22 protein-coding genes are annotated in these 26,567 nt (G+C 69.7%); 14 read left to right on the forward strand and 8 right to left on the reverse strand.

The genetic code is table 11. The features are described 5' to 3' along the window. Window positions 1-3: 3 nt before the first annotated feature. Both LXM64_RS11320 and LXM64_RS11325 read left to right on the forward strand, forming a co-directional pair. Window positions 4-693 carry a GntR family transcriptional regulator gene (locus tag LXM64_RS11320; RefSeq protein WP_234073290.1) on the forward strand — a complete coding sequence of 230 codons (690 nt, stop codon included), beginning with the start codon at window positions 4-6 and terminating at the stop codon, window positions 691-693. Continuing rightward, complete coding sequence (locus tag LXM64_RS11325) at window positions 690-1,709, forward strand: 1-aminocyclopropane-1-carboxylate deaminase (RefSeq protein WP_234073291.1); 1,020 nt, start codon at window positions 690-692, stop codon at window positions 1,707-1,709. The genes LXM64_RS11320 and LXM64_RS11325 overlap by 4 nt, the downstream gene beginning before the upstream one ends. A 107-nt stretch (window positions 1,710-1,816) precedes the next feature. Here LXM64_RS11325 and ispG read toward each other — a convergent pair whose 3' ends face one another. Beyond that, window positions 1,817-2,947, reverse strand: coding sequence for a flavodoxin-dependent (E)-4-hydroxy-3-methylbut-2-enyl-diphosphate synthase (ispG, locus tag LXM64_RS11330; protein WP_234075467.1), 1,131 nt, complete (start codon window positions 2,945-2,947; stop codon window positions 1,817-1,819). Window positions 2,948-3,189: 242 nt separating this feature from the next. Between ispG and LXM64_RS11335 the strand changes: the two genes are divergently transcribed. Beyond that, window positions 3,190-5,085 (forward strand): anthranilate synthase family protein, encoded by a 1,896-nt coding sequence (locus LXM64_RS11335; RefSeq protein WP_234073292.1) that lies wholly within the window; start codon window positions 3,190-3,192, stop codon window positions 5,083-5,085. 3 nt (window positions 5,086-5,088) lie between these two features. On the opposite strand, the gene LXM64_RS11340 is transcribed toward LXM64_RS11335, so the two are convergent. Next, window positions 5,089-6,384 (reverse strand): M50 family metallopeptidase, encoded by a 1,296-nt coding sequence (locus tag LXM64_RS11340; protein ID WP_234073293.1) that lies wholly within the window; start codon window positions 6,382-6,384, stop codon window positions 5,089-5,091. A 90-nt stretch (window positions 6,385-6,474) separates the two neighbouring features. Here LXM64_RS11340 and LXM64_RS11345 point away from each other — a divergent pair, with 90 nt between their 5' ends. The 3 genes from LXM64_RS11345 to pflA all read left to right on the forward strand — a co-directional run bounded on the left by LXM64_RS11345 (window position 6,475) and on the right by pflA (window position 11,517). Continuing rightward, complete coding sequence (locus LXM64_RS11345; protein WP_234073294.1) at window positions 6,475-8,085, forward strand: Mur ligase family protein; 1,611 nt, start codon at window positions 6,475-6,477, stop codon at window positions 8,083-8,085. 245 nt (window positions 8,086-8,330) lie between these two features. Further along, the gene (pflB, locus tag LXM64_RS11350) at window positions 8,331-10,607 is read left to right on the forward strand and encodes a formate C-acetyltransferase (protein WP_234073295.1); all 2,277 of its coding nucleotides are present in this window, start codon (window positions 8,331-8,333) and stop codon (window positions 10,605-10,607) included. 7 nt (window positions 10,608-10,614) lie between these two features. Next, window positions 10,615-11,517 (forward strand): pyruvate formate-lyase-activating protein, encoded by a 903-nt coding sequence (gene pflA, locus LXM64_RS11355; protein ID WP_234073296.1) that lies wholly within the window; start codon window positions 10,615-10,617, stop codon window positions 11,515-11,517. Here the strand turns inward: pflA and dxr are convergent. Beyond that, window positions 11,511-12,599 carry a 1-deoxy-D-xylulose-5-phosphate reductoisomerase gene (gene dxr / locus LXM64_RS11360; RefSeq protein ID WP_234073297.1) on the reverse strand — a complete coding sequence of 363 codons (1,089 nt, stop codon included), beginning with the start codon at window positions 12,597-12,599 and terminating at the stop codon, window positions 11,511-11,513. The genes pflA and dxr overlap by 7 nt on opposite strands. A 4-nt stretch (window positions 12,600-12,603) precedes the next feature. Then, the gene (locus LXM64_RS11365) at window positions 12,604-13,548 is read right to left on the reverse strand and encodes an FKBP-type peptidyl-prolyl cis-trans isomerase (protein ID WP_234073298.1); all 945 of its coding nucleotides are present in this window, start codon (window positions 13,546-13,548) and stop codon (window positions 12,604-12,606) included. A 121-nt stretch (window positions 13,549-13,669) separates the two neighbouring features. On the opposite strand from LXM64_RS11365, the gene LXM64_RS11370 reads away from it, so the two are divergent. From LXM64_RS11370 to dhaM, 4 genes are all read left to right on the forward strand, one after another. After that, the gene (locus LXM64_RS11370) at window positions 13,670-14,461 is read left to right on the forward strand and encodes a lysophospholipid acyltransferase family protein (protein ID WP_419144834.1); all 792 of its coding nucleotides are present in this window, start codon (window positions 13,670-13,672) and stop codon (window positions 14,459-14,461) included. 96 nt (window positions 14,462-14,557) lie between these two features. Continuing rightward, window positions 14,558-15,553: a dihydroxyacetone kinase subunit DhaK gene (gene dhaK, locus LXM64_RS11375; protein WP_234073299.1), complete on the forward strand. Its 996-nt coding sequence runs from the start codon at window positions 14,558-14,560 to the stop codon at window positions 15,551-15,553. Window positions 15,554-15,560: 7 nt separating this feature from the next. Next, on the forward strand, window positions 15,561-16,199 hold the full coding sequence (gene dhaL / locus LXM64_RS11380) for a dihydroxyacetone kinase subunit DhaL (protein ID WP_234073300.1): 639 nt from the start codon (window positions 15,561-15,563) through the stop codon (window positions 16,197-16,199). Continuing rightward, the gene (gene dhaM / locus LXM64_RS11385; RefSeq protein WP_234073301.1) at window positions 16,196-16,933 is read left to right on the forward strand and encodes a dihydroxyacetone kinase phosphoryl donor subunit DhaM; all 738 of its coding nucleotides are present in this window, start codon (window positions 16,196-16,198) and stop codon (window positions 16,931-16,933) included. The genes dhaL and dhaM overlap by 4 nt, the downstream gene beginning before the upstream one ends. On the opposite strand, the gene LXM64_RS11390 is transcribed toward dhaM, so the two are convergent. Then, window positions 16,876-17,913 carry a sugar-binding transcriptional regulator gene (locus LXM64_RS11390; RefSeq protein WP_234073302.1) on the reverse strand — a complete coding sequence of 346 codons (1,038 nt, stop codon included), beginning with the start codon at window positions 17,911-17,913 and terminating at the stop codon, window positions 16,876-16,878. The two genes, dhaM and LXM64_RS11390, sit on opposite strands and share 58 nt — an antisense overlap. A gap of 114 nt (window positions 17,914-18,027) precedes the next feature. Here LXM64_RS11390 and LXM64_RS11395 point away from each other — a divergent pair, with 114 nt between their 5' ends. The 3 genes from LXM64_RS11395 (at window position 18,028) to glpK (ending at window position 22,212) form a co-directional block, all read left to right on the forward strand. Next, window positions 18,028-19,737, forward strand: a complete 1,710-nt coding sequence (locus LXM64_RS11395; protein WP_234073303.1) for a glycerol-3-phosphate dehydrogenase/oxidase — start codon at window positions 18,028-18,030, stop codon at window positions 19,735-19,737. A 120-nt stretch (window positions 19,738-19,857) separates the two neighbouring features. Then, window positions 19,858-20,616 (forward strand): MIP/aquaporin family protein, encoded by a 759-nt coding sequence (locus LXM64_RS11400; protein ID WP_234073304.1) that lies wholly within the window; start codon window positions 19,858-19,860, stop codon window positions 20,614-20,616. A gap of 84 nt (window positions 20,617-20,700) precedes the next feature. Further along, window positions 20,701-22,212, forward strand: coding sequence for a glycerol kinase GlpK (gene glpK, locus LXM64_RS11405; RefSeq protein WP_234073305.1), 1,512 nt, complete (start codon window positions 20,701-20,703; stop codon window positions 22,210-22,212). Window positions 22,213-22,278: 66 nt separating this feature from the next. On the opposite strand, the gene LXM64_RS11410 is transcribed toward glpK, so the two are convergent. Continuing rightward, window positions 22,279-22,752, reverse strand: a complete 474-nt coding sequence (locus tag LXM64_RS11410; protein ID WP_234073306.1) for an OsmC family protein — start codon at window positions 22,750-22,752, stop codon at window positions 22,279-22,281. A gap of 47 nt (window positions 22,753-22,799) precedes the next feature. On the opposite strand from LXM64_RS11410, the gene LXM64_RS11415 reads away from it, so the two are divergent. After that, the gene (locus LXM64_RS11415) at window positions 22,800-23,789 is read left to right on the forward strand and encodes an asparaginase (protein WP_234073307.1); all 990 of its coding nucleotides are present in this window, start codon (window positions 22,800-22,802) and stop codon (window positions 23,787-23,789) included. Here LXM64_RS11415 and LXM64_RS11420 read toward each other — a convergent pair. Beyond that, complete coding sequence (locus LXM64_RS11420; protein ID WP_234073308.1) at window positions 23,770-25,011, reverse strand: saccharopine dehydrogenase family protein; 1,242 nt, start codon at window positions 25,009-25,011, stop codon at window positions 23,770-23,772. The two genes, LXM64_RS11415 and LXM64_RS11420, sit on opposite strands and share 20 nt — an antisense overlap. Window positions 25,012-25,025: 14 nt before the next feature. Beyond that, window positions 25,026-26,564, reverse strand: a complete 1,539-nt coding sequence (locus tag LXM64_RS11425; protein WP_234073309.1) for an APC family permease — start codon at window positions 26,562-26,564, stop codon at window positions 25,026-25,028. Between the last annotated feature and the right edge of the window lie 3 nt (window positions 26,565-26,567).

Below are 26,567 nucleotides of genomic sequence, written 5' to 3' on the forward strand. Positions count from 1 at the left end.
TGCATGCCGATTCCCTCGCAGACGCTCCCGCCCCGGTCCTTGCTGCGCGACGAGGTCTACCTCCGTCTTCGCGACGCGATCGTCGACGGCACCCTCGCGCCCGACGAACAACTGCGCGACACGGAAATCGCCGCCTGGCTCGGGGTGAGCCGTACGCCGGTCCGTGAAGCCCTGCTGGAGCTCGGCCGATCCGGGCTCGTCCGCGCGCTCCCGGGTCGCTCCACCGTCGTCGCGCCGATCGACCCGCAAAGTGTCCGTGACGCGCAAGCGGTCGTCGCGGCCATGCACCGGCTGGCGATCGAGACGGCGGTCCCCCGCCTGACGGCGGACGACATCGAGCGGATGCGGGACGCGAACGCCGCCTTCACCGCCGCGCACGCGGCCGGCGACGTCGAGGCGGCCCTCGCCGCCGACCACGCATTCCACGACGTCGCGCTCACCGCATCCGGAAACGCCGCGGTGCGGACCGTTCTGGCGCAGTACGAACCCGTCCTCCAGCGGGCAGAGCGCCTGCGCTTCGGCTCGACCGAGGGGCACGCCTCGGCGGCGCGCCACGCCCGACTCATCGAGCTGTGCGCGGCCGGCGACGTCGCCGGCGCCGCGGCCCTCGCCGAGCAGACCTGGCAGAGCCTCACCGTCGAGGAACCGCACCCGACCCCCGCCACCCAGACCTCCGAGGAGCACTCCGCATGAAGCTCGACCAGTTCCCCCGGCACCCGCTCACCTTCGGGCCCAGCCCGTTGCAGCACCTGAAGCGTCTCAGCCAGCACCTCGGCGGCGCCCAGGTGTGGGCGAAGCGCGAAGACGTCTCCAGCGGGCTCGCCTTCGGCGGCAACAAGGTCCGCAAGCTCGAGTACATCGTTCCCGACGTGCTCGCTTCGGGAGCGGACACCCTCGTGTCGATCGGCGGGTACCAGTCGAACCACACCCGCGCGGTCGCCGCCGTCGCCGCCCACCTCGGGTTGAAGGCGCGCTTGGTGCAGGAGAAGTGGGTCCCTTGGGACGACCCGACGAACGACAGGGTCGGCAACATCCTGCTCTCACGCATGATGGGAGCCGACTCGCGGCTCGACGACGCGGGCTTCGACATCGGCATCCGCGACTCGTGGCGGCAGGCTCTCTCGGAGGTGGAGGATGCCGGCGGCACGCCGTATCCGATCCCCGCGGGCGCATCCGAGCACCCGTTGGGCGGTCTCGGCTTCGCCAACTGGGCGTTCGAGGTCGCAGAGCAGGAGAAGCAGCTCGGCGTGTTCTTCGACACGATCGTCGTGTGCACGGTGACCGGCTCCACGCACGCAGGGATGATCGCGGGCTTCGCGGCGCTCGAGGACCTCACGGGTGTCAAGCGCCGGGTGCTCGGCATCGACGCATCCGCCACGCTCGCCAAGACGCGCGACCAGGTCGGGCGCATCGCACGTGCGACGGCCGAGCTCATCGAACTCGGGCGCGGCCTACGCGACGACGAGATCCAGGTGCTCGAAGGCTGGGCGGGTGAGCTGTACGGCATCCCCGTCGACTCGACCATGGAGGCGATCGCCCTCGGCGCTCAGCTCGAGGCGATGATCACCGACCCCGTCTACGAGGGCAAGTCGCTTGCGGGTCTCATCGATCTCGTCGGATCCGGCGACATCCCCAAGGACTCCACGGTGCTCTACGCGCACCTGGGCGGCCAGCCGGCGATCAACGCCTACCACTCCCTCTGGAGCTGACCCACGACAGCGAACGCCCCGCATCCGTCACCGGGACGCGGGGCGCTCTCGCCCGAGGACCGGCAACCGGCAACCGGCAAGAGAGAAGCCGGGCGGATGCGGGAGGGTCAGGCGGTGACGACCTGGGCGGTGCCCAGCGGAGCATCGGGGCCCATCTCGGCGGCGATGCGATTGGCCTCCGCGATCAAGGTCGCGACGATCTCGCTCTCGGGCACGGTCTTCACGACCTCGCCCTTGACGAAGATCTGCCCCTTGCCGTTGCCGCTGGCGACACCGAGGTCGGCGTCTCGCGCCTCACCGGGTCCGTTGACGACGCAGCCCATGACCGCCACACGCAGCGGCACGGTCATGTCCTTCAGACCCTCGGTGACGTCGTCGGCGAGGGTGTAGACGTCGACCTGGGCGCGGCCGCACGAGGGGCACGACACGATCTCGAGCTTGCGCTCGCGCAGGTTCAGCGATTGCAGGATCTGGTGGCCGACCTTGACCTCCTCGGCCGGCGGCGCGGAGAGCGAGACACGGATGGTGTCGCCGATGCCCTCCGAGAGCAGGATGCCGAACGCGGTCGCCGACTTGATCGTCCCCTGGAAGGCAGGACCGGCCTCGGTGACGCCCAGGTGCAGCGGCCAGTCCCCCCTCTCGGCGAGCAGGCGGTACGCCTTCACCATCACGACCGGGTCGTTGTGCTTGACCGAGATCTTGAAGTCGTGGAAGTCGTGCTCCTCGAACAGCGACGCCTCCCAGACGGCGCTCTCCATGAGCGCCTCGGGAGTGGCCTTGCCGTACTTCTCCAACAGACGCTTGTCGAGCGAACCCGCGTTGACGCCGATGCGGAGCGAGACGCCCGCCGCCGATGCGGCCTTGGCGATCTCGCCCACCTTGTCGTCGAACTGGCGGATGTTGCCCGGGTTCACCCGGACCGCGGCGCACCCGGCGTCGATGGCCTGGAACACGTACTTCGGCTGGAAGTGGATGTCGGCGATGACGGGAATCTGGCTCTTCTTGGCGATGATGTGCAGCACATCGGCGTCGTCCTGGCTGGGAACCGCCACGCGCACGATCTCGCACCCGGATGCGGTCAGCTCCGCGATCTGCTGCAGCGTCGCGTTGATGTCGGTCGTCTTGGTGGTCGTCATCGACTGCACGCTGATGGGCGCGTCTCCGCCGACGAGCACCTTGCCGACCCGGATCTGACGGCTCTTGCGGCGCGGGGCGAGGATTTCCGGGACGCGCGGCATCCCGAGGTTCACGGCTGGCACGCGATCAGCCTACGCGCCCGCTGCTGTGTAGGGACCGAGGCTTGCGCCCGCGTCAGCCCGGGGTCGCCGAGCTCCCTTGGGCGGATGTGGTACTTTCTCGCCATGCACACGAACCGCTGCTGGTGGCACACCGCGTAGGCGGTGTGCGTGTGCGACACGGACCGCCCCCGGGCGGTCCTTCTTCATGAGGCGGCCGCTTTCTGGACGAAGGAACGACCAAGATGGACAACGCCGCCTCCCTGCTCAGCGAGCTGACCGCATCCGCAGCGCCCTTCGCGCTCATCGCGCGTGACACGCACACCGTCGAGGTGCTCACCGGCGATGTCGTGGACGTCGAGCTGCTCGCCGACATCCCGCTGCACGACGCCGACGGCACCCCTCGCGAGGTGCTGGCACTGGTGCCGTACCGGCAGGTGCGCGAGCGCGGCTTCGTCTGCCACGACGACGGCGCGCCGCTGCGGTGCCTCGTCGTGACGGACCACCGCGCTCTCCCTCGCGACGAGGTGCTCGCGGCCCTTCCCACGGCCCCGATCCCCCTGGAGGATGCGGGCTTCGACATGTCGGACGAGACGTACGCGGGCATCGTCCGCACCGTCATCGCCGACGAGATCGGTCGCGGCGAGGGCGCGAACTTCGTCATCCGTCGGGACTTCACCGCGTCGGTGGCGGCCGATCCGCGCGTCACCGCGCTCACCTGGTTCCGAGCCCTGCTCGAGCACGAGCGCGGTGCGTACTGGACCTTCGCGGTGGTCACCGACGGACACGTCGCGGTCGGCGCGAGCCCCGAGGCCCACGTGAGCGCGCAGGGCGGCATCGTCACGATGAACCCCATCTCCGGCACCTTCCGCCACCCCGACAACGGCGCGACGGTCGAGACGCTGGCCGAGTTCCTGGAGTCCACCAAGGAGACCGAAGAGCTCTTCATGGTCGTCGACGAGGAACTCAAGATGATGAGCGCCGTGTGCTCCGACGGCGGACGCATCACGGGCCCGCACCTCAAGGAGATGTCGCGGCTCACGCACACGGAGTACATGCTGCGCGGCTCGTCGCGGCTCGACCCTCGCACGATCCTGCGCGAGACGATGTTCGCGCCGACGGTCACCGGCTCGCCCATGCAGAACGCCTGCACCGTGATCGCGCGACACGAGACCGAACCGCGCGGCTACTACTCGGGCGTCGCGGCGCTGTTCACCCCGACGGCGGATGCGGCGGGCACCGGCCACGACCTCGACGCCCCCATCCTCATCCGCACCGCCTACCTCGTCGACGGTCGCCTGCGGGTGCCGGTCGGCGCGACGCTCGTGCGCCACTCGGACCCGGACGGCGAAGTCGGCGAGACGCACGGCAAGGCCGCGGGTGTGCTGGGCGCCATCGGTGCCGTCCCCCGCACGCGCGTCGCCGACCCCGACGCACCCGCCGCTGCCCGCCCGCTCGCGGACGACCCGGACATCGCCGCGCTCCTCGCCTCGCGCAACGCCCGCCTCGCGGCGTTCTGGTTGAACCCGCAGGGCGGCTCCGCCGACGGTCCGTTCGCGGGCCGCACGGCGGTGGTCGTGGATGCGGAGGACCGATTCACGACGATGCTCGCGCACCAGCTGCGACACCTCGGTCTCGAGACGACGATCGTCGACTGGAGCGTTGCGGACGCCGCCGCGCTCGATGCGGCCGACCTGGTGATCGCGGGCCCCGGCCCCGGCGATCCGCGCGACGACGAGAGCGACCGCATCCGTCGAATGCGCGAGATCGTCGGCTCCCGGTTGGATGCCGGCCGACCGCTGCTCTCCGTGTGCCTGAGCCATCAGATCCTCGCGGATCGCCTCGGCATCGCGCTCGCACCGCTCGCGCGCCCGCACCAGGGCCTGCAACTCGAGGTGGACGTGTTCGGGGAGCCCGCATCCATCGGCTTCTACAACACCTTCACCGCTCGCGTCGCGCCGGGCACCTCGGTCATCGACGACGTCGAGGTGTCGGCCGATCCGGTGTCCGGCGACGTCTATGCGCTGCGCGGAGAGGGATTCGCCTCGGTGCAGGGGCACCTCGAATCCATCCTGTCCCGCGATGGGATGCGGACCCTCGAGCGTCTCATCTCCGCCGCACTGGGCGCGGCGGTCGTCTGAGGCTCAGATCAGCGACAGCGGGTTGATCAGGTCCGCCAGGATCAGCACGCCGCCCATGACCGCGAGGGCAGCCACCACGACGAATGTCAGCGGGACGAGTTTCGTGGCATCGACCGGGCGGGGTGCGGGGCGGTGCGCGATGCGCGCCCACCACCTCTTGATGCCGTCCCAGAGAGCGACGACGACGTGACCGCCGTCGAGCGGCAGCAGAGGCACGAGGTTGAAGACGAACAGCGCGATGTTGAGCGAGCCCAGCAGCCCGACGATTCCCGCGACGCGATTGACGATCGGCGAGGATGACGACGCCATCTCGCCGGCGATCACGCCCGCGCCCACGACGCTCAGCGGTCCGTTCGGATCGCGCTCGGCGCCCGTGACGAGGGTCGATGCCGTCTCGGCCACCATCACCGGCAGCTTGACGATGATGCCGGCGACGGCGCCCACGTTCTCGATCGCCGCCTGGGGACCCGCCCACAGCGGCTGAGCGACCAGCGCGCCGGTGGGTCGCACCCCGATGAAGCCGATCTCCGTGTTCGGGTCGTCCGTCTTGGGGACTGCTGCCGGCGTGATCGTCACGGTGCGCTGCGTGCCGTCGCGGTCGATGACGAAGCTCATCGCCCGGCCCGGCGAGGCCTGGATGAGGGCGGTCGCCGCGGTGAAGTCTGCGACGGCCTCGCCGTCGATCGAGACGATGGTGTCGCCCGGCTCGAGACCGACCTGCGCGGCCGGTGCCGGGGATGATGCGCACTCCTGGGATGTGGACGACGTCGGCACGCACTCGCTGAGCGAGGAGACCGTCGTCGTCGCCGTCTGCACGCCGAATCCGCTGAAGAGGATCGTGAAGAGCACGATCGCCAGGAGCAGGTTCATGAAGGGGCCGCCCAGCATGATGATGACCCGCTTGTAGACGGGGAGCCGGTAGAAGGTGCGATCCTCGGCGCCGATCAGCGTCTCCGCGTTGGCGTCGCGCGCGTCCTGCACGAGCGTGCCGAAGAAGCGGGACGACACGCGCCTGCGAGCCGCGCGACCGGGCGTCGACGCGTCCTCTTCGAGCGCGGGCGCGGGCGGGTACATGCCGGCCATCGAGATGTAGCCGCCCAGCGGCAGCAGCTTGACGCCGTACTCCGTCTCGCCGCGGCGGCGCGAGAAGAGCGTCGGGCCGAAGCCGATCATGTATTGACCGACGCGCACACCGAAGGCCTTGGCGGGCACGAGATGACCGATCTCGTGGAGGGCGATCGAGACGGCGAGGCCGACGATGAGCACCACGACACCGATCACGAAGGCGAGGATCGTCACCGCACCACCGTAGCGGCGACGGCTTTGAGCGAGCCGTGCACGGCCACGGCGAGCCACGAGCACGGACCGCGTCTGATTGAATGGAGGGCCATGTCATCGCCCGCGAATCTGCCCCCGGTCCTGCGCCCAGAGAACCCTCCGACGCGGGCGCTGGACGACCTCGCGAACCGCTTCGGAGCAGAGGTCCACGGCGACGCGCGGGGCGTCGCGCTGCACGGGATCACGCTCGCGACGGCCGATCTCCGCCCGGGTGAGGCGTTCGTCGCCCTCCGCGGCGTGAACCGCCACGGCGCGGAGTTCGCCACGCAGGCGATCGAACACGGCGCGGTCGCGATCATCACGGATGCGGCGGGCGCCGACCTCATCGGCACGGCCGCCGTCCCGGTGCTCGTCCTCGAGAACCCGCGGGCGCGAATGGGCGAGCTTTCCGCGTGGGTGTACGGCACGGGCGTCGACGACGACCTTCCGCTCCTGTTCGCCACCACGGGCACCAACGGCAAGACGAGCGTCTCCCACCTCCTCGAGGGCATGCTGTCGCAGCTCGGCGTCGTCACCGGGCTCTCCTCCACCGCTGAGCGCCACATCGCGGGTCAGGTGATCGTTTCGCGCCTGACGACACCCGAGGCATCCGAGTTCCATGCCCTCCTCGCGCTCATGCGCGAGCGGGGCGTCGAGGCCGTCGCCGTCGAGGTGAGCGCGCAGGCGCTCAGCCGCCACCGTGTGGACGGGATCGTCTTCGACGTCGCCGCTTTCACGAACCTCACCCATGACCACCTCGACGACTACGCCGACATGCAGGAGTACCTCGAGGCGAAGCTTCCGTTGTTCCGCCCCGACCGCGCCCGTCGCGCCGTCATCTCGCTCGACTCCGCCGCGGCGGCCGAGGTCGTGGCCCGGTGCGAGATCCCCTTCACGACCATCGCGACGCCCGACATCGCGGCCGACGCCGGGCTCGCCGAGACCGCCCAGTGGCGCGTCGAGATCATCGACGAGCGCCAGGAAGGCACGCGGTTCGCGCTGCACGGTCCTGCCGGCGAGCGCCTCGAGACGGTGGTGCCCGTCATCGGTCGCCACATGGCGGCCAACGCGGCGCTCGCGATCGTCATGATGCACGAAGGCGGCTATCCGTGGCAGCGCCTCGTGGACGCGTTGGACGGCTCACGCATCGACGCCTATCTTCCGGGTCGCACCGAGCGGGTGTCGGGCGATGCGGGACCCGCGGTGTACGTGGACTTCGGGCATTCGCCCGATGCCTTCGAGAAGACCCTGGCGGCGGTCCGTCGCGTCACCCCCGGCCGCGTGCTGATGCTGTTCGGCGCCGACGGCGACCGCGACGCGACGAAGCGCCATGACATGGGGCGCACCGGCGTCGAGGGCAGCGACATCCTCGTCATCACCGACCATCATCCGCGCTTCGAGGAACCGACCTCCATCCGGGCGACCCTCATCGAGGGGGCTCGCCGCGCGCGTCCGGATGCCGAGATCCACGAGTTCTCGCCGCCCGAGCGGGCGATCGTCGAGGCCGTCGCGCTGGTCGGCGAGGGCGACGCGATCCTCTGGGCCGGACCCGGTCACCAGGACTACCGCGACATCCGCGGGCAGCGCACGCCGTACTCCGCCCGCGAGCTCGCTCGCCGCGCGCTGCGGGATGCCGGGTGGCCCGTTCCCGAGCCACGTTGGCCCGTTCCCTACGAGGACTGAGCCCGCATCCATCCGCTCTGCGGCGGCTCCTGCCGTGCGCAGGACCTTGGTCCCTGGCGTGCCGGAATCCTTGTTGTTCCCACACAAGGAAGTCAGTGGTCTGACCTCTTTGATTATTCACGGCGTGCATGCTCCGAACACCGCCGCAGCCCGGGTCTAGCGTGACAACAGGCCCGCCGGGCGGGCGCCCGACGACGAGCACCACCCCGACGCGACCGGCCCCACGAGGACAAGGAAGCGACATCATGAGCATCGTCACCCCCGCAGGAGTTTCCCGCGACGCACAGGACGCCCAGCCCCAGGCCTGGGACGGCTTCACGGCCGGCCCGTGGCAGGACGGCGTGGACGTGCGCGACTTCATCCAGCGCAACTACACCCCGTACACCGGCGACGGTTCGTTCCTCGCCGGCCCCACCGAGCGGACGACGCGGGTGTGGAACACGCTGGCCGCCATGTTCCCCGAGGAGCGCGAGCGCGGCGTCTACGACATCGACCCCTACACGCCCGCCGCCATCACCGCTCACCAGCCCGGCTACATCGCGAAGGACGACGAGCTGATCGTCGGTCTGCAAACCGATGCGCCGCTCAAGCGTGCGATCATGCCGAACGGCGGATGGCGGATGGTCGAGGGCGCTCTCAAGACCTACGGCTACGAGGTCGACGAGACGCTCAAGGCGATCTACACGCAGTACCGCAAGACCCACAACGAGGGCGTCTTCGACGTGTACTCCCCCTCGGTGCGCGCCGCTCGCCGGTCGCACATCATCACGGGCCTGCCCGACGCCTACGGCCGCGGCCGGATCATCGGCGACTACCGCCGCGTGGCGCTCTACGGTGTCGACGCGCTCATCGCCGCGAAGAAGATCGACAAGCTCGGCCTGGACACGACGCCGTTCACGGAGGACATCGTGCGCGCCCGCGAGGAGCACGCCGAGCAGATCCGCGCCCTCGGCGAACTGAAGCAGATGGCCGCCTCCTACGGCTACGACATCTCCGGGCCCGCCACGACCGCTCGCGAGGCGGTCCAGTGGCTCTACTTCGCCTACCTCGGTTCGGTGAAGGAGCAGAACGGCGCCGCGATGTCGCTCGGTCGCACCTCGACGTTCCTCGACGTGTTCGTCCAGCGCGACCTCGAACGGGGACTGCTCACCGAGAGCGAAGCGCAGGAGATCGTCGACGACTTCGTGATCAAGCTGCGGATCGTGCGATTCCTGCGCACTCCCGAGTACGACCAGCTGTTCTCCGGCGACCCGACCTGGGTGACCGAGACGATCGGCGGCGTCGGCGAGGACGGTCGTCCACTGGTGACGCGCACCTCGTTCCGCTACCTGCAGACGCTCTACAACCTGGGTCCCGCACCCGAGCCGAACATGACCGTGTTCTGGAGCGAGCAGCTGCCCGAGGGCTTCAAGAACTTCTGCGCGCAGGTCTCGATCGACACCTCTGCCGTCCAGTACGAGTCGGATGACCTCATCCGCGCCCAGTGGGGCGACGACGCGGCCATCGCCTGCTGCGTCTCCCCGATGCGGGTGGGCAAGCAGATGCAGTTCTTCGGCGCCCGCGTGAACCTCGCCAAGACGCTCCTGTACGCCATCAACGGCGGACGCGACGAGGTCACGGGCGAGCAGATCGCCCCCGAGGAGACGCCCGTCGGCGACGGCCCCCTCGACTACGCCGACGTGGACGCACGCTTCGACCGGATGATGGACTGGCTCGCCGCGACCTACGTGGAGGCGCTGAACTGCATCCACTGGTCGCACGACAAGTACGCGTACGAGCGTCTCGAGATGGCTCTCCACGACAAGGACGTGCTGCGCACGATGGCCTTCGGCATCGCCGGGCTCTCGGTCGCCGCGGACTCCCTCTCCGCCATCAAGTACGCGACCGTCACCCCGATCCGCGACGAGCGCGGCATCGTCGTCGACTACCGCACCGAGGGCGTCTTCCCCGCCTACGGCAACGACGACGACCGAGCGGACGCGATCGCCGTCGAGCTCGTCGAACGGTTCATGGCGAAGCTTCGCCGTCACCCGATGTACCGCAACGCGCTTCCGACGCAGTCCGTGCTGACCATCACCTCGAACGTCGTCTACGGAAAGGCCACGGGCAACACCCCCGATGGACGCCGGGCCGGCGAGCCGTTCGCCCCGGGCGCCAACCCGATGAACGGACGCGACACCCACGGGATGCTGGCCTCGGCCCTCTCGGTCGCGAAGGTGCCGTACACGGAGGCCCAGGACGGGATCTCGCTGACCAACACGATCGTGCCGGCGGGCCTCGGCCGCACGGCGGACGAGCGTTCGCGCAACCTGGCAGGTCTGCTGGACGCGTACTTCAGCTCCAACGGGTACCACATGAACGTCAACGTCCTGAACCGCGAGACGCTGCTCGACGCCATGGAGAACCCCGAGGCCTATCCGCAGCTGACGATCCGGGTGTCCGGCTACGCCGTGAACTTCGTGCGACTGACGCGCGAGCAGCAGCTCGACGTGCTGTCCCGCACGTTCCACGGGGGGATGTGAGAGCGCCATGACCGTGCTGCTGGGCACGCCGCTCCCCCGGGATGCGGTGCAGCTCGACGCTCCGGCCGTGGAGGCCGGCGCCACCCGTCGCGGTGGCGCCGGCCTCCACGGCCTCGAGATCGCCGACATCGACCGCGCCGGGCGCCTCGCCGCGATGCGCACCGGCGAGCTCGGCTCCGTGCACTCTTGGGAGCTGGTCACGGCGGTCGACGGCCCCGGAACGCGCCTGACCCTGTTCCTCAACGGCTGTCCGCTGCGGTGCCTGTACTGCCAGAACCCGGACACGTTCGCCATGAAGGACGGCGTCCCGGTGACGGCGGATGCGGTCCTGGAACGCCTCCGCCGGTATCTCGGCGTCTTCCGCGCCACCGGCGGGGGGCTCACCATCTCGGGAGGCGAGGTGCTCATGCAGCCCGCGTTCGCTGCCCGGCTGGTCCGCGGCGCCAAGGCGATGGGAATCCACACGGCGCTCGACACGTCCGGCTACCTGGGAGCTCACGCCACCGATGAGCTTCTCGCCGACACCGACCTCGTCCTGCTGGACGTGAAGTCCGGCGACCCCGACACGTACCGCCGTGTCACGGGCCGGGAGCTCGAGCCGACGCTCGAGTTCGGCGAGCGCCTGGCGCGTCGCGGCGACGTCGAGGTGTGGGTCCGGTTCGTCCTCGTCCCCGGTCTCACCGACGACGTCGGCAACGTCGCCGCGGTCGCCCGCTACGCCGCATCCCTGAACGAGATCCGGCCCGGCACCGTCACCCGCGTGGAGGTCCTGCCCTTCCATCAGATGGGTCGTGACAAGTGGCACGAGCTGGGACGCACGTACCCCCTGGAAGACACGCCCGCACCCGAGAAGGAGCTCATCGAACGGGTGCGCGCACAGTTCGCGGCGGAAGGGCTGACGGTCTACTGACCGGACGCCGCCACCGCCGCATCCGCCGCACGGCGCGCCCAGCTCTCGGCGTCGGCCAGGCCCTCGCGACTCAGCGTAGCGGGGGCCTCGTGCGTGTCGACGACGCGACGGACGATGTCGACGATGTCGACGAAACCGATGCGCCCCTCGTGGAACGCGTCGACCGCCTGCTCGTTGGCCGCGTTGAACACCGCGGGGTACGTGCGCCCCGCCTCTCCCACGCTCTTGGCGAGCGCGACCGCCGGGAACGCCTCCTCGTCGAGCGGCTCGAACGTCCAGGTCGATGCACGGGTGAAGTCGAGGGGTGCTCCGACGCCGCTCACCCGCTGCGGCCAGTCGAGCCCCAGCGAGATCGGCAGGCGCATGTCCGGCGGCGACGCCTGGGCGATCGTCGATCCGTCCACGAACTCGACCATGGAGTGGACGATCGACTGCGGATGCACCACGACGTCGATCTGCGCGTAGGGCACCCCGAACAGCAGATGCGCCTCGATGACCTCGAGCCCCTTGTTCACGAGGCTCGCCGAGTTCGTGGTCACCACGCGCCCCATGTCCCACGTCGGGTGGGCGAGAGCCTCGGCCGGCGTGGCCGCGGCGAGCTGCTCACGGGTGCGCCCTCGGAACGGTCCGCCGGACGCGGTGAGCACGAGCCGACGCACCTCGGAGGGCCTGCCCGAGCGCAGGGCCTGCGCGATCGCCGAATGCTCGGAGTCCACGGGGACGATCTGCCCCGGCGCAGCCAGCGCCGTCACCAGCTCGCCGCCGACGATGAGCGACTCCTTGTTCGCGAGCGCCAGCGTGCGCCCCTCCTCGAGCGCGGCCAGCGTCGGACCGAGCCCGACGGAGCCCGTGATGCCGTTGAGGACGACATCCGCGTCGACGCCCCGAACGAGCGCCTCCGCCTCGACGGCCCCGAGCGCCGTGTCGGCGACGCCGAACTCCGCCGCCTGCGCCTCCAGAACCGCGCGGTCGGTACCCGCGGCCAGACCGACGACGCGGAAGCGATCCGGATTGTTCCGGATCACCTCCAGCGCCTGGGTGCCGATCGACCCGGTGGAGCCGAGGACGACGACGCGCCGCACGGGATCAGCCCTCGGTCGGCTTCGTGGAGACGATGTCGATGACGAAGACGAGCGTCTCCCCCGCCAGCTGCTGCTGCGACGATCCGGCCTCGCCGTAGCCGCACGACGGCGACATCGACACCAGCACCTGCGAGCCGGCCTTCTGCCCTTCCAGCGCTCGCTTGAAGCCCACCACGACGCCGTCGGTGGAGAAGCTCGCCGTCTGTCCGCGGTCGTAGCTCGAATCGAACGTCGAGCCGTCCGACCACTTCACGCCCGCGTAGTTGACCTCGACCGTATCGCCGGCGCCGACGGTGTCGCCGTCACCCTCCTTGAGCACCTCGACACGGACGCCATCCTCAGGGGCCGATGCGGGAATCGTGATCGTGGGCTTGTCGTCGGTGAAGGTCACCGCGGGCGCCTCGCCAGCGAACGGCTCCGCCTGGCACCACTGCGCCTCGGGCGTCGAAGAGATGAGATCCACGACGAACACCTGTGCGGCGCTGTCACTGCTCGCGGGAAGGGTCGCCACGACGCGGGTTCCGGGGGTGGCACAGCCGAGGACCTTGCCGAGCACGCTCTCGGCCGCGACAGGCTGCGGCTGCACGGGCGTGCCGTCGTATCCCACGGATCCCTGGAGCTGGCCCGTGGTCGCGTCGAAGGCGGCGAGCGCGTAGGTGACGTAGTCGCCCGCGGCGATGGGGGTGCCGGTGCCCTCGGTGACCACGGTCCGCTCCACGTCGGAGATGTCCAACGGAGCGGTGAAGGTCGCGGTCGGCTGCTGGCCGACCTCACCCGACACGCTGACCGCATCGGAGGCGGCGCCCGAGGAGGCGACGTCGGCGCAGAGGTCCGCTGCGGCGCTCGCCGTCGGGGCGGAGGTCGCGTCGGGCGAGGATGCGGCGGAGCATCCGGCAAGAGCGAGGGCGCTGACCGCGAGTGCGGACAGGATGAGGAGCGGACGGCGCACGGGAACCTCCAGAATCGGTGCGGGGCTGACCCATCATCCCGCATCCGCCCATGCCCTCGCTGAGAGGGCCCGGCGAGGCCTCATGCGCCGGACGGAATGGAATCCGCAGTAGCCTCTTACGGTGACAGATGCGCAGAGCCGCGACGCGGAGAACGTTCCCGATCCGCGCGCATCCGAATCCAAGCCGGTGACGGATGTCGGCTTCGCGTACTTCCTCGGGCGCCGCGTGCTGGCCCCTCTGGCACGCGTGGCCTACCGCCCGCGCATCGAGGGGCGCCAGAATGTCCCGCGCACCGGACCGGTGATCTTCGCCGCGAACCACCTCTCGTTCATCGACTCCTTCGCCATTCCCATGGCAGCGCCCCGGCCGGTCCAGTTCCTCGCCAAGTCGAGCTACTTCGACGGACCGGGGCTCAAGGGCTGGCTCTCGCGGCAGATCTTCCTCGGCCTCGGGGCGAACCCCGTCGAGCGCGGCGCGGGACAGGCGGCGCTGGACGCGCTCGACCAGCAGAAGCGGATGCTGGAGGCCGGTAAGGCCATCGCGCTCTATCCCGAGGGCACGCGATCACTCGACGGCAGGCTCTACAAGGGACGCACCGGCGTCGCCTTCCTCGCTCTCCAGACCGGCGCACCCGTGGTGCCTGTCGGCCTGATCGGCACGAACGAGGCTATGCCCGTGGGAGCGAAGTTCCCGCGCACGAATCCGCGCGTGACGATCCGCTTCGGCGAGCCGCTCGATCTCTCGGCGCACGGCCCCGCCAGCTCCGGACGTGCCCGCCGCGCGGCGACCGACGAGCTCATGGCGGCGATCCACGCCCTCTCGGAGCAGGAGTTGGCGGGCACCTACAACGAGGTGCCCGCGCACGGCGCCATCGAACGCATCAAGCGGGTCCTGCCTCACGAGCGCCTCTGACGGCACACTTTCTCATTCACCGCTTCCGGCTCTTGACGCTCGGCCCCGCCGGGTGGAGATTCGGAGCGTCTGCGAAGCCACAATGAGGAGGCATCCGTGAAGAAGTTCATCAACGACCCGACCCAGGTACTCTCCGATGCTCTGACCGGCATCCGACTCGCCCATCCCGAGCTGCGGGTCGATTCCGCCAACCGCGTCATCTTCCGCGCCGAGGCGACACGACCCGGCAAGGTCGCGCTCGTCTCCGGCGGCGGCTCCGGCCACGAACCCATGCACGGCGGGTTCGTGGGGACGGGAATGCTCGACGCCGCCTGTGCGGGCGAGGTGTTCACCTCCCCCACCCCCGACCAGATCCTCGCTGCCACCGTCGGGGCCGATTCCGGCGCCGGCGTCCTGCACATCGTCAAGAACTACACCGGCGACGTCCTCAACTTCGAGATGGCGGCAGAACTCGCCGCCGCAGAGGGTGTGCGCGTCGAGTCGGTGGTGGTCGCCGACGACGTCGCGGTTCAGGACTCCACCTGGACGGCGGGACGGCGGGGCGTGGGCACGACCGTCGTCCTCGAGAAGATCGTGGGCGCCGCAGCCGAGGAGGGCATGGACCTCGACGCCCTCGCCGCTCTCGCCACCCGCGTCAGCGAGAGCGGGCGCTCCATGGGCGTCGCGCTGACCAGCTGCACCGTGCCCGCGGCGGGCAAACCGACCTTCGACCTCCCGGAGGACGAGATGGAGGTGGGCGTCGGCATCCACGGCGAACCGGGACGTTCGCGCGTGCCCCTCGCCAGCGCCCACGAGATCGCCCGCATGCTCGTCGACCCGATCGTGCATGATTTCGGCGACGCGCGCGGCGACGCCATCGTGCTGCTGTCCGGCCTCGGCGCCACTCCTCTGATCGAGCAGTACCTCCTGTACGGCGAGATCGCCCCGCTGCTCACGGAGGCGGGCTTCGACGTGCGCCGCGTGCTGGTCGGCGACTACATCACGAGCCTCGACATGGCCGGCGCCTCGCTGACCGTCGTGCGTGCCGACGACGAGTTCGTGCGCCTCTGGGATGCTCCGGTGGTCACGCCGGGCCTGCGCTGGGGAGCGTGAGCGCGCGATGGCCGCAGCCACCCTCGAGACGCTGACCGCGTGGATCTCCGGCTTCCGCGACCAGATCGTCCAGCACCAGGCGGAGCTCACCGAGCTCGACTCCGTCATCGGCGACGCCGACCACGGCTCCAACATGGCGCGCGGCATGGCGGCGGTCGTGACGGCGGTCGAGGCGACCCCGCCGGCGGATGCGGCGGCGCTGTTCAAGACCGTCGGGATGACGCTGGTCTCGACCGTCGGCGGGGCGAGCGGGCCGCTGTACGGCACGTTCTTCCTCCGCTTCGGGGGCGCGGCGGGCGCCACCGACGCGATGGACGCCGCCGCCCTCGGCACGGCGCTCCGCGCCGGCGCCGAGGGCGTTCGCACACGCGGCAAGGCCGAGCCCGGTGACAAGACGATGCTGGATGCGATGCTCCCCGCCGTCGACGCGTGGGAGCAGGCGACGGCCGCGGGTTCGGATCTCGCGGCCGTCGCCTCCGCCGCCGCCGATGCGGCCGAGGCCGGTCGTGACGCCACCACCCCGCTCGTGGCGCGCAAGGGTCGGGCGAGCTATCTCGGTGAACGAAGCGCGGGTCATCAGGATCCGGGGGCGACATCCACGGCACTGCTGTTCACGACGCTGCGGGACGCGGTGACGGCCGCATGATCGGTTTCGTCGTCGTCTCGCACAGCCGCCCGCTCGCCGAGGCCGCCGTGGCCCTCGCCACCCAGATGGTGGCGGAGGGCCCGCCCCCGATCGAGATCGCCGCAGGCTCGGCGGACGGCGGGTTCGGCACCGATGCGGCGGCGATCGCCGCATCCATCGACCGGCTCGACGCGACCGAGGACGTCGTCGTGCTGATGGATCTCGGCTCCGCCGTGCTGAGCGCCGAGATGGCGCTCGAGTTCGTCGAGCACCCGGAGCGCGTCCACCTGAGCTCCGCGCCCTTCGTCGAAGGACTCGTCGCGGCCGTCGTGCTCGCGGCGACGGGGGCCGACTGGACGAGCATCCACGCAGAGCTCGGCGGCGCATACGCGCAGAAGGCGCGCCACCTGGAGACCGGGTCCGGCGAACCGACGCCGGCGCCGTCACCGCCTGCGCCCGAATCAACCTCCGCCGAGGACGAGGCCTCGTTCGAGGCGGTCGTCGTCAACCCCTCGGGGTTGCACGCGCGGCCCGCAGCCACGTTCGTGAAGACCGCGGCGAAGTTCGACGCCCTCGTGGAGATCGAGAACGTCGACGCGGGATCGGGTCCTGTCTCCGCGGCGAGTCTGCTCGCGCTGATCGCCCTGGGCATCGGGCGCGGAGCACGCATCCGGGTGCGTGCGCGCGGACGCGAGGCTCAGCCCGCGATCGACGCGCTGCGCGCCCTCGTCGAAGACGGCTTCGGCGAGGTCTGAGCCGCCCGGGGGCTCATGCGCGAGAGGCTCATGAGCCGCCGGGCGACGGTCTCCTCCAGCACGAGGTCCGTGATGAGCCCTGCCGCCAGGGCGCCCTGCAGCGCGTCGATCTTCGACAGGCCCGACATGACGCAGAAGCGGCGCGGGATGCGGCGGACGTCGTCGAGATCGGGGCCGCTGGATCGCAGATTCAGCGACGGGATGTCGGAGGATCCGTCGATGCGGTAGAACATCGTCGCGCAGTCGCCGACCACGCCCTCCTGCTCGATGAGCGCCAGGTCGCGCTGGTCGAAGTAGTCACCGGAGTAGACGTGCGAGGGGACGGCCGCGCGGGGCGATCCGAGTCCGAACACGAACAGGCCGACGCGACGCTGCATCTGCAGCACGGCGCGCACCGACCTCTCCCGCCACATCGCGTCCTTCGTCGCTGCCTCGTCGAAGAGCGCGGGCACCGGGAAATGGTGCACGGAGGCGGACCACGCGGCGCCGAATCGCGAGAGGATCTCGCCCGCGTACGGGACACCGAAGGTGTGTCCGTTGGCTGCTCCGTTCATCTGCACCACGTGCGTGTCGTGGGTGCGCTTGGTCGGCAGGTGTCGGGCGATGGCCGACAGCGTCGATCCCCACGCGATGCCGACGGTCATCGACGAGTCGACGTGCTCGCTCAGGATGCGCGCAGCGGACAACGCGGTGCGATCGAGACGCTCGGCCTCGCCGATGTGACTCGTGGTCGGCACGATGTGCACCGTGATGCCGAACCTCTCCGCCAGCCGTTCCTCGATCTGGCTGCGCGCCGCGAGCGGGGAGTGCACCGAGATCGACACCAGGCCCGTGTCGCGCGCATGGGAGATCAACCGGGAGACCGAGGAGCGCGAGGTGTGCATCTCGCGCGCGATCGCCTCCATCGTGAGGTCCTGCAGGTAGTACAGCTGTGCTGCGCGCAACGCGTCGCGCACCTTCATCGACCCGGCCTCCGCCATGATCATCCCTTCGCCCGTCCCATCATTCTGCACGTTTGTGCAGAGAACTTGCGACGAGTTCCCATTTCCATGCAACCTGCCAAGGATCCATCGATACGAAAGGTCGACGACGACATGTCGCTCTCTCCCTCGCTACGGCCTCAGGTCGCACAGATCCGCGACGCTCAGGATCTCGACGTTCTCATCGTGGGCGGCGGGATCAACGGCATCGCCACGCTCCGCGACCTCTCGCTCCAGGGGGTCAAGGCCGCCCTGGTCGAGCGCGGGGACTTCGTCTCCGGCGCATCGAGCGCGTCCAGCCACATGGTGCACGGCGGCGTGCGCTACCTCGAGAACGGCGAGTTCCGCCTCGTGAAGGAGGCGGTCACCGAACGCAACGCGCTGCTGAAGACAGCCCCGCACTACGTCCGGCCTCTGCCGACGACGATCCCCATCTTCAAGACCTTCTCGGGGATCCTGTCCGCGCCCTTCCGGCTGCTGGTCACACACGGTCGCGGCAAGCCCAACGAGCGTGGTGCGCTGCTGATCAAGATCGGCCTCGTGATCTACGACACCTTCTCGCGCGACGGCGGCTCCGTCCCGCGGCACCGGTTCGTCGGCAAGAAGAAGTCGCTCGCCGACTTCCCGAAGATGAACGAGGGGCTCGCCTACACGGCGACGTACTACGACGCCTCCATGCACGACCCGGAGCGCCTCGCTCTGGACGTCCTCTCGGACGGCCTCGAGGACGGCTCCGCGATGGCCGCGAACTACGTCACGGCGATCGGCGCGGACGAGAACGGCGTGCTGCTTCGCGACGAGGTCACGGGCACCGAGTTCACCGTGGCGGCCAAGGTCGTCCTGAACACGTCGGGGCCGTGGACCGACCTCACCAACGCCGCCCTCGGAACCCCCACCCGCTACATGGGCGGCACGAAGGGCTCGCACATCGTGCTCGACAACCCGGAGCTGCTGGCGGCCACCCGCGGTCGGGAGATCTTCTTCGAGCACTCGGACGGGCGCATCGTGCTGATCTACCCGCTCAAGGGCCGCGTCCTCGTCGGCACCACCGACATCGACGCCGACCCTTCGAAGAAGGTCACCTGCACCGACGACGAGATCCAGTACTTCTTCGACCTCGTGCGCCACGTCTTCCCGACGATCGAGGTCGACCGGTCTCAGATCGTCTACACCTTCTCCGGCATCCGTCCGCTGCCGCGTCACGACGACACGGCTCCGGGCTTCGTCTCCCGCGACTACCGCATCGTCGACGGCACGCTCGGCAAGACGCCGACCCTCAGCCTCGTCGGCGGCAAGTGGACGACCTTCCGCGCGCTGGCGGAGCACCTCAGCACCCGCGCGCTCGAGAAACTGGGCCGCACGCACCGAGTGAGCACGCAGGGCCTGGCGATCGGCGGCGGCAAGGGTTACCCGATGACCCCGGAAGCGCGCCGCGCGTGGGTCGCCGAGCGCAGCGGTCGTCACTCCGCATCGCTCGTACTCAGTCTGCTGGACCGCTACGGCACCCGCGCCGAGGCCGTGCTCGCCGACCTCCCGGCCCAGCCGAGCGAGCTCGAGCACGCGCACGGCTACTTCCGCGAAGAACTCGCCTACCTCGCGCGCACCGAGCAGGTCGTGCACCTCATCGACCTGCTGCTGCGCCGCACGGACATCGCCTTCGTCGGCGGGCTGAGCACGGCCACCCTCCAGGAGGCCGCCGAGGCGATCGCCGAGCCGCTCGGTTGGGATGACGAGCGGGTGAGCGAGGAGATCGCTCACGCCACCCAGATCCTTCGGGACGACCACCGTATCGACCTCGCGGAGGGCGGACGGCTGGCTTCCTGAGAGAACGTGCGGGCGCGTCCTCTGGTGCGCGCCCGCACACCCGCTCTAGGTTCAGAGCAACCCGATATCCCGCCGCACGAAGGGGCGACAGGCGGGCATCACTGAAAGGTCAATGAAGACATGAACGAAGTCAATCTCGGTTTGTACTTCCTCTCCGAGACCGTGGGAACGGCCATGCTGCTGTTGCTCGGTTGCGGTGTGGTGGCGAACGTCGCTCTGGCGAAGACCAAGGGCAATGGCGGCGGATTCCTGCTCGTCAACTGGGGCTGGGGCCTCGCGGTCTTCGCCGGCGTCATCGTCTCGGCGTACTCCGGTGCACAGCTGAACCCGGCCGTGTCCATCGGTCTCCTCGTGCACGGCGACATCAGCGCCACGCAGTTCGGAATCGCTGTGCTCGCCCAGATGCTGGGTGCCATCATCGGCGCCGTCCTATGCTGGGTCGCCTACAAGCAGCACTTCGACGACGAGCCCGACCCGGCGAACAAGCTCGGGGTCTTCTCCACGGGGCCGGCGATCCGCTCGTACGGCTGGAACCTCATGACGGAGATCATCGCGACCTTCGTGCTCGTGTTCGTCATCTTCGGATTCCGTGACTACGGCGTCGCCGACATCGGCGTCCCCGGTGGCCTCGGGGGCCTCGCCGCCGTGCCGGTGGCCCTGCTCGTGGTCGGCATCGGCGCCTCGCTCGGTGGCCCGACCGGATACGCCATCAACCCTGCCCGCGACCTCGGCCCGCGTATCGCCCACGCCATCCTGCCCATCAAGGGCAAGGGCTCCAGCGACTGGTCCTACTCGTGGGTGCCGGTCGTCGGTCCGCTCATCGGCGGCTCCCTCGCCGGTCTGCTCGCCCCGCTCCTGCTGGGCTTCGTCGCGGCCTGATCCGATCCACTCCCGGGTGGGCGGCGCTCCCGTGCGTCGCCCACCTCCCCACCATCCGAACCAACAGACAAGGAAGTCCATCCAATGGCTGACTACGTCCTCGCCATCGACCAGGGAACCACCTCGACGCGCGCGATGATCTTCGACCGCAAGGGAAGCGTGATCTCCGTCGGGCAGAAGGAGCACGAGCAGATCTTCCCGAAGGCGGGCTGGGTCGAGCACGACCCCGCCGAGATCTGGCGCAACACCCAGGAGGTCATCGGCCTCGCGCTGAGCCGCGCCGACATCACCCGTCACGACATCGCCGCGATCGGCATCACCAACCAGCGCGAGACCGCCGTGGTCTGGGACAAGAACACCGGGAAGCCCGTCTACAACGCGATCGTCTGGCAGGACACCCGCACGCAGTCGATCGTCGACCGTCTCGCAGACGGTGACACCGACCGCTACAAGGACATCGTGGGCCTGCCTCTGGCGACCTACTTCTCCGGAACCAAGATCGTGTGGATCCTCGAGAACGTCGAGGGCGCGCGAGAGAAGGCGGAGGCCGGCGACCTGATCTTCGGCACGACCGACACATGGGTGCTTTGGAACCTCACCGGCGGCACCGAGGGCGGCGTTCACGCGACGGACGTCACCAACGCGAGCCGGACGCTGTTCATGGATCTGGAGACGCTGCAGTGGCGCGACGACATCCTCGCCGACTTCGGCGTGCCGCGCTCGATGATGCCGGAGATCCGCTCCTCGTCGGAGGTCTACGGCACCGCCGAGTCCTCGTCGCTGCTGCGCGAGACCCCGGTCGCCGGCATCCTGGGCGACCAGCAGGCCGCCACCTTCGGTCAGGCGGCATACGACCCGGGCGAGAGCAAGAACACCTACGGCACCGGCAACTTCCTGATCTTCCAGACGGGCGAGGAGATCGTCCGCTCCAAGAACGGGCTGCTCACGACACTCGGATACAAGCTGGGCGACGGTCCGGCGCACTACGCCCTCGAGGGCTCGATCGCGGTCACCGGTTCCCTGATCCAGTGGCTGCGCGACCAGCTCGGCATCATCTCGTCCGCACCCGAGGTCGAGACGCTCGCCGAGAGCGTCGACGACAACGGCGGCGTGTACTTCGTGCCGGCGTTCTCGGGCCTGTTCGCTCCGTACTGGCGCCCGGATGCCCGCGGCGCGATCGTCGGCATGACCCGATACGTGAACAAGGGCCACATCGCCCGTGCCGCGCTCGAGGCGACGGCCTTCCAGTCGCGCGAGGTGCTCGACGCGGTCAACGCCGACTCCGGCGTCGATCTCACCGAGCTGAAGGTCGACGGCGGCATGACCGCCAACGACGCCCTCATGCAGTTCCAGGCCGACATCCTGGGCGTCCCGGTCGTACGCCCGGTCGTCGCCGAGACCACGGCTCTGGGTGCGGCGTACGCTGCGGGCCTGGCCGTCGGCTTCTGGGACAACCTCGACGATCTGCGCGCCAACTGGCAGGAGGACAAGCGCTGGGAGCCGAACATGGATCCCGAGGAGCGCGACCGTCAACTGCGCCTGTGGAAGAAGGCCGTCACCAAGTCCATGGACTGGGTCGACGACGACGTGCGCTGATCCCCTGAACGACCAGATGCCCCGCGGGTTCCGACCCGCGGGGCATCTCGTCGTTCGCGCCGACTCTCAGCCGGCTGCGGTGATCTGCGCGTGGTGGCGCACCGGGAAGTTGACCGAGTTCGCGATGAAGCACCATTCGTGGGCGGTGGCGTGCGCGGCCTCGGCGGCGGGGATCATCGACGCGTCCGCCACGACCACGCGGGGCGTCAGCAGCACGTCCGTGAAGCGGCCCGCTCCTGATCCGTCGTCGGTCATCGTCCCCTCGGCGGCGTCTTCGTAGGAGACGACGACGACCCCCGCCACGACGCACGCGTGCAGGTACGACAGCAGGTGGCACTGGCTGAGCGCGGCGAGGAGCATGTCCTCGGGGTTCCACCGCTCGGGGTCGCCACGGAACGGCTTGTCGGCTGAGCCCCGCAGCTCCGGCTTGCCGTCGACCGTCAGGGTGACGTCGCGGTCATAGTCGCGGTATCCGCTCGTTCCGGTGCCGCGGTTGCCGGTCCAAAGAGCGTTCAGACGGTAGTGGTGGGTGCCAGGCATGGGCACAGTCTGTCATGGCGGATGCGGTCGCCGACTACGCTGAGAGGATGCCCGAGACGTTCTCCGCCACCGCCGCCGTCGAGCTCGCCGTCGTGGAACGCAGCGGTTTCGTCGAGTCGCGTCACACCGGCTCCGCCGTGGTTCTCGCACCCGACGGCAGCGTCCTCGCCGCGCACGGCGATCCCGCATCCGCGGTGCTGCCGCGCTCCACCCTGAAGCCGCTCCAGGCCCTGGCCTGCGTGACCGCCGGGGCTGCGCTGGAGGGCGAGCGGCTGGGACTCGCCACAGCCAGCCACGCCGGAACCGAGCGTCACGTCGCGGTGGTGCGCTCCATCCTCGAGGACGCCGGCTGCACCGAGGACGACCTCGGCTGCCCGCCGGCCTGGCCCGGCGACACGGCCACGCGAGACGAGATGGTGCGCGACCACGCGACGCGCTCGCGCATCCGGATGAACTGCTCCGGCAAGCACGCGGCGATGCTGCTCGCCTGCCGCACGACCGGCTGGGACACCGACGGCTATCTGGATCCCGCGCACCCGCTGCAGCAGCACATCCGCGAGGTCGTGGAGCGCCTGACCGGCGAGCGTCCGGTCGCAGCGGCGGTCGACGGATGCGGCGCTCCCGTGCCGGCGGTGACGCTGACGGGGCTGGCGCGCGCCCTGCATCGCATGGGAACGTCATCGGAGCGTTCGCCGTTCGCCCTGCACCGCAGCGCCGCGACGCTCATGGCCGCCGTGCGGGAGAACCCGTGGACGATCGACGGACCGGGCCGGCCGGACACCGTCATCATCGAGCGCACCGGCGTGTTCACGAAGACGGGCGCCGAAGGACTCGTCGTCATGGTGGCCCCGGACGGCACCACGGCGGCCGTCAAGATGCTCGACGGCTCCTCGCGCGCCACCGCGACGGTGGGTCTGCGCCTGCTCGAGCGCGCGGGTGCGCTCGCGACATCCGAGGCGGATGCGGCGCGCCGCGACCTCTCCCTCGCCGTGCACGGCGGCGACGCGATCGTCGGCGTCATCCGTCCGACGGTGTGATCTCCTTCTCCACCATCCCCCACGGCGAGCCGTAGCCCGCGGGCGCGGGCGCGGCCAGCAGGTCGAGGAACGGCTTCGCGTCGAAGGCCTCCGGACCGAGCACACCCTCCCCCACCCAATCCCCTCGCGCCAGGAGCTCGAGGGCGATGACGGGATTGATCGCGGTCTGCCAGACGACGGCCTGCGAATTGTCCTGGCGCATCGTCTGCTCGTTGTCCGCCACGTGGTACAGGTACGTCGATCGCGGCGCGCCGTCCTTGCCGGTGCCGCGCACCCACACGCCCGCGCAGGTCTTGCCTGTCATGCGGTCGCCGAGCGTCGCCGGGTCGGGAAGCGCCGCCGCCACGACGTCGCGCGGAGACACCTCGACGCCCTTCACCCTCACCGGATCCGTGCGGTCGAGGCCCGTCTTGTGCAGCACCTGCAGCACCTGGATGAACTCGTCGCCCAGGCCGTACTTGAACGTGACGCGCTTCGCGTTCGTCCAGCGCGGCATGAGGAGGACTTCCTCGTGCTCGACGTTCACGCACTCCACCGGCCCGATCCCCTCAGGGAAGTCGAAGACCTCCGGCTCGGAGAACGGGGCGGTCGTGTACCACCCACGATCCTTCTCGTAGATCACCGGCGGGTTCAGGCACTCCTCGATCGTGGTCCAGATCGAGAACGAGGGGGCGAAGTCATAGCCCTCGACGACGAGGTTCGCGCCGTCGCGCACGCCGAGTTCGTCGATCTCATCGAACAGTTCGTCCTGCGCGTAGCGGGCGAACACGTCCGAGAGCCCGGGTTCGACACCGATGCCGACGAGCGCCAGCCGCCCCGCCTGGCGCCACTTCTCCGCGGCGGCGAACTGCTCGTCGCCGAGCTTCACGCCCGGGAGCTCGTACGGCTTCTCCGGATGCGGCTTCGACAGGCTCATCGCCATGTCGAGGTAGGTGGCGCCGGCATCGAAGACGCCGGTGAAGATCGGCATGACGAAGCGGGGATCCACCGCGTTCAGCACGTGCGTGGCACCGCTGTCGCGCACGAGGGCGGCGACGGATGCCGCATCCGACGCATCCACCTGAGCGGCGCTGAAGCGGGGGTCGGCGAGTTCGGCGACGAGCGCCTCGGGCCTGGCCGGATCGTAGTCGGCGATGACCACGGCGTCGTAGAAGTCGCGACGGACGGCGATCCGGGCCGCCGCCGAGCCGACGCCTCCGGCGCCGATGATGAGGATGCGCATGCTGTTCTCCTGTCTCAGATCAAGCCACCGTCGACCGAGCGTCCGTAGTCGCCTTCGTCCGGCACCAGGACCTCGGTCTCGCGGTTGAGGCTCTCGCCCCGGAAGAACCTCTTCGAGCGCGGGAAGAGGAACCATACGAACATCAGCACGACGCCGACGGCGAGCGCCCCGATACCGATGACGAAGGTTCCGCCGATCCCGAACAGGACGGTGTAGCCGTAGTCGACGTCCCACATGTCGATCGCCGACTGGAGGAAGGCATACGTCAGCATGAGGGCGCCCAGCAGAGGAAGGAGTCCCTTCACCACGAAGGCACCCGTCGAACGGAAGAGCTCCCGCCGGAAGTACCACACGCAGGCGTATCCGGTGATGGCGTAGTAGAACGCGATCGCGAGGCCGAGCGAGAGGATCGAGTCCTGCAGGATGTTGTCGCTGATGAGCGACATCCCCACGTAGTACACGACGGCGACCACCCCCATCACGAGCGTGGAGAACGACGGCGTGCGATAGACCGGGTGCACGTCCTTGAACCGTGCGGGAAGCGCGCGGTAGACCCCCATCGCGAGGGTGCCGCGCGCGGTCGGCAGAATGGTGGTCTGGGTCGACGACACGGCGGAGATGAGGACGGCGACGACGAGCACCCATCCGAAGGGGCCGAGCAGTCCGTCCTTGATGGCGAGGAAGAAGTCGTCGGCGTTGCTCTCGTTGCCCAGCCCCACGCCGTCCTCGCCCAGGCCCGCGTACATCATGGCCGCGATCGTCACCGAGACGTAGGTCACGAGCAGGATGACCGTGGTCAACAGCGCCGCGCGCCCGGGCGTGCGCTTGGGGTCCTTGGTCTCCTCGTTCAGGGCCAGACAGGTGTCCCACCCCCAGTAGATGAACAGGGCCAGCAGCACCGCCTCCGTGAATCCGCTCCAGTCGGCGAACCCGAAGGGGTTGAGCCACGAGATGTCGAACGGCGTCGGGTTGGGTGCCGTGCCTCCGAAGAACTGCCAGAGCGCCGCGACCACGAAGATCGCGAGCGCGAGGTACTGGATCGCGAGCAGGATGTTCTGGATGCGTTCGCCGATCTCGACGCCGCGCCAACTCACCCAGGTCATCGCGGCGATAAACGCCACCGCGACCAGCAGGATCCGCCAGTCGTTGTTCTCGAACTCGAGGCCGAACAGCGCCCAGAAGTAGATCGAGGCGATCTGGGCGAGGTTGGCCAGAACCACCATCCCGGCGACTGCCACACCCCATCCGCCCATCCAGCCCACCCACGGACCGAACGCCTTGGTGCCCCAGGTGAAGGTCGTCCCGCAGTCGGGGACCGCCCGGTTCAGCTCGCGGTACGCGAAGGCGATGAACAGCATCGGGATGAAGGCGATGATGAAGGCGATGGGCGCCTGGGCCCCCACCGCGAGCACGACGAAACCGAGCGTGGCCACGAGCGAGTACACCGGCGCCGTGGACGCGAGCCCGATGACGGTCGAGCCCCAGAGCCCCAGCGTCCCCGCCGCAAGCCCCTTCCCGTCCGGGCGCTGCAGGTGGATGGGGGTGGTTGTCATGCC

Source organism: Microbacterium binotii, from assembly GCF_021398715.1.
In the GTDB taxonomy this organism is placed as follows: Bacteria; Actinomycetota; Actinomycetes; order Actinomycetales; family Microbacteriaceae; genus Microbacterium; species Microbacterium binotii_A.

Coding starts and splice junctions, on each gene's coding strand:
- LXM64_RS11320 (WP_234073290.1), top strand. CDS start 4: ATGCCGATTCCCTCGCAGACGCTCCCGCCCCGGTCCTTGCTGCGCGAC.
- LXM64_RS11325 (WP_234073291.1), top strand. CDS start 690: ATGAAGCTCGACCAGTTCCCCCGGCACCCGCTCACCTTCGGGCCCAGC.
- ispG (WP_234075467.1), bottom strand. CDS start 2,947: ATGCCGCGCGTCCCGGAAATCCTCGCCCCGCGCCGCAAGAGCCGTCAG.
- LXM64_RS11335 (WP_234073292.1), top strand. CDS start 3,190: ATGGACAACGCCGCCTCCCTGCTCAGCGAGCTGACCGCATCCGCAGCG.
- LXM64_RS11345 (WP_234073294.1), top strand. CDS start 6,475: ATGTCATCGCCCGCGAATCTGCCCCCGGTCCTGCGCCCAGAGAACCCT.
- pflB (WP_234073295.1), top strand. CDS start 8,331: ATGAGCATCGTCACCCCCGCAGGAGTTTCCCGCGACGCACAGGACGCC.
- pflA (WP_234073296.1), top strand. CDS start 10,615: ATGACCGTGCTGCTGGGCACGCCGCTCCCCCGGGATGCGGTGCAGCTC.
- dhaL (WP_234073300.1), top strand. CDS start 15,561: ATGGCCGCAGCCACCCTCGAGACGCTGACCGCGTGGATCTCCGGCTTC.
- dhaM (WP_234073301.1), top strand. CDS start 16,196: ATGATCGGTTTCGTCGTCGTCTCGCACAGCCGCCCGCTCGCCGAGGCC.
- LXM64_RS11390 (WP_234073302.1), bottom strand. CDS start 17,913: ATGGCGGAGGCCGGGTCGATGAAGGTGCGCGACGCGTTGCGCGCAGCA.
- LXM64_RS11395 (WP_234073303.1), top strand. CDS start 18,028: ATGTCGCTCTCTCCCTCGCTACGGCCTCAGGTCGCACAGATCCGCGAC.
- LXM64_RS11400 (WP_234073304.1), top strand. CDS start 19,858: ATGAACGAAGTCAATCTCGGTTTGTACTTCCTCTCCGAGACCGTGGGA.
- glpK (WP_234073305.1), top strand. CDS start 20,701: ATGGCTGACTACGTCCTCGCCATCGACCAGGGAACCACCTCGACGCGC.
- LXM64_RS11410 (WP_234073306.1), bottom strand. CDS start 22,752: ATGCCTGGCACCCACCACTACCGTCTGAACGCTCTTTGGACCGGCAAC.
- LXM64_RS11415 (WP_234073307.1), top strand. CDS start 22,800: ATGCCCGAGACGTTCTCCGCCACCGCCGCCGTCGAGCTCGCCGTCGTG.
- LXM64_RS11420 (WP_234073308.1), bottom strand. CDS start 25,011: ATGCGCATCCTCATCATCGGCGCCGGAGGCGTCGGCTCGGCGGCGGCC.
- LXM64_RS11425 (WP_234073309.1), bottom strand. CDS start 26,564: ATGACAACCACCCCCATCCACCTGCAGCGCCCGGACGGGAAGGGGCTT.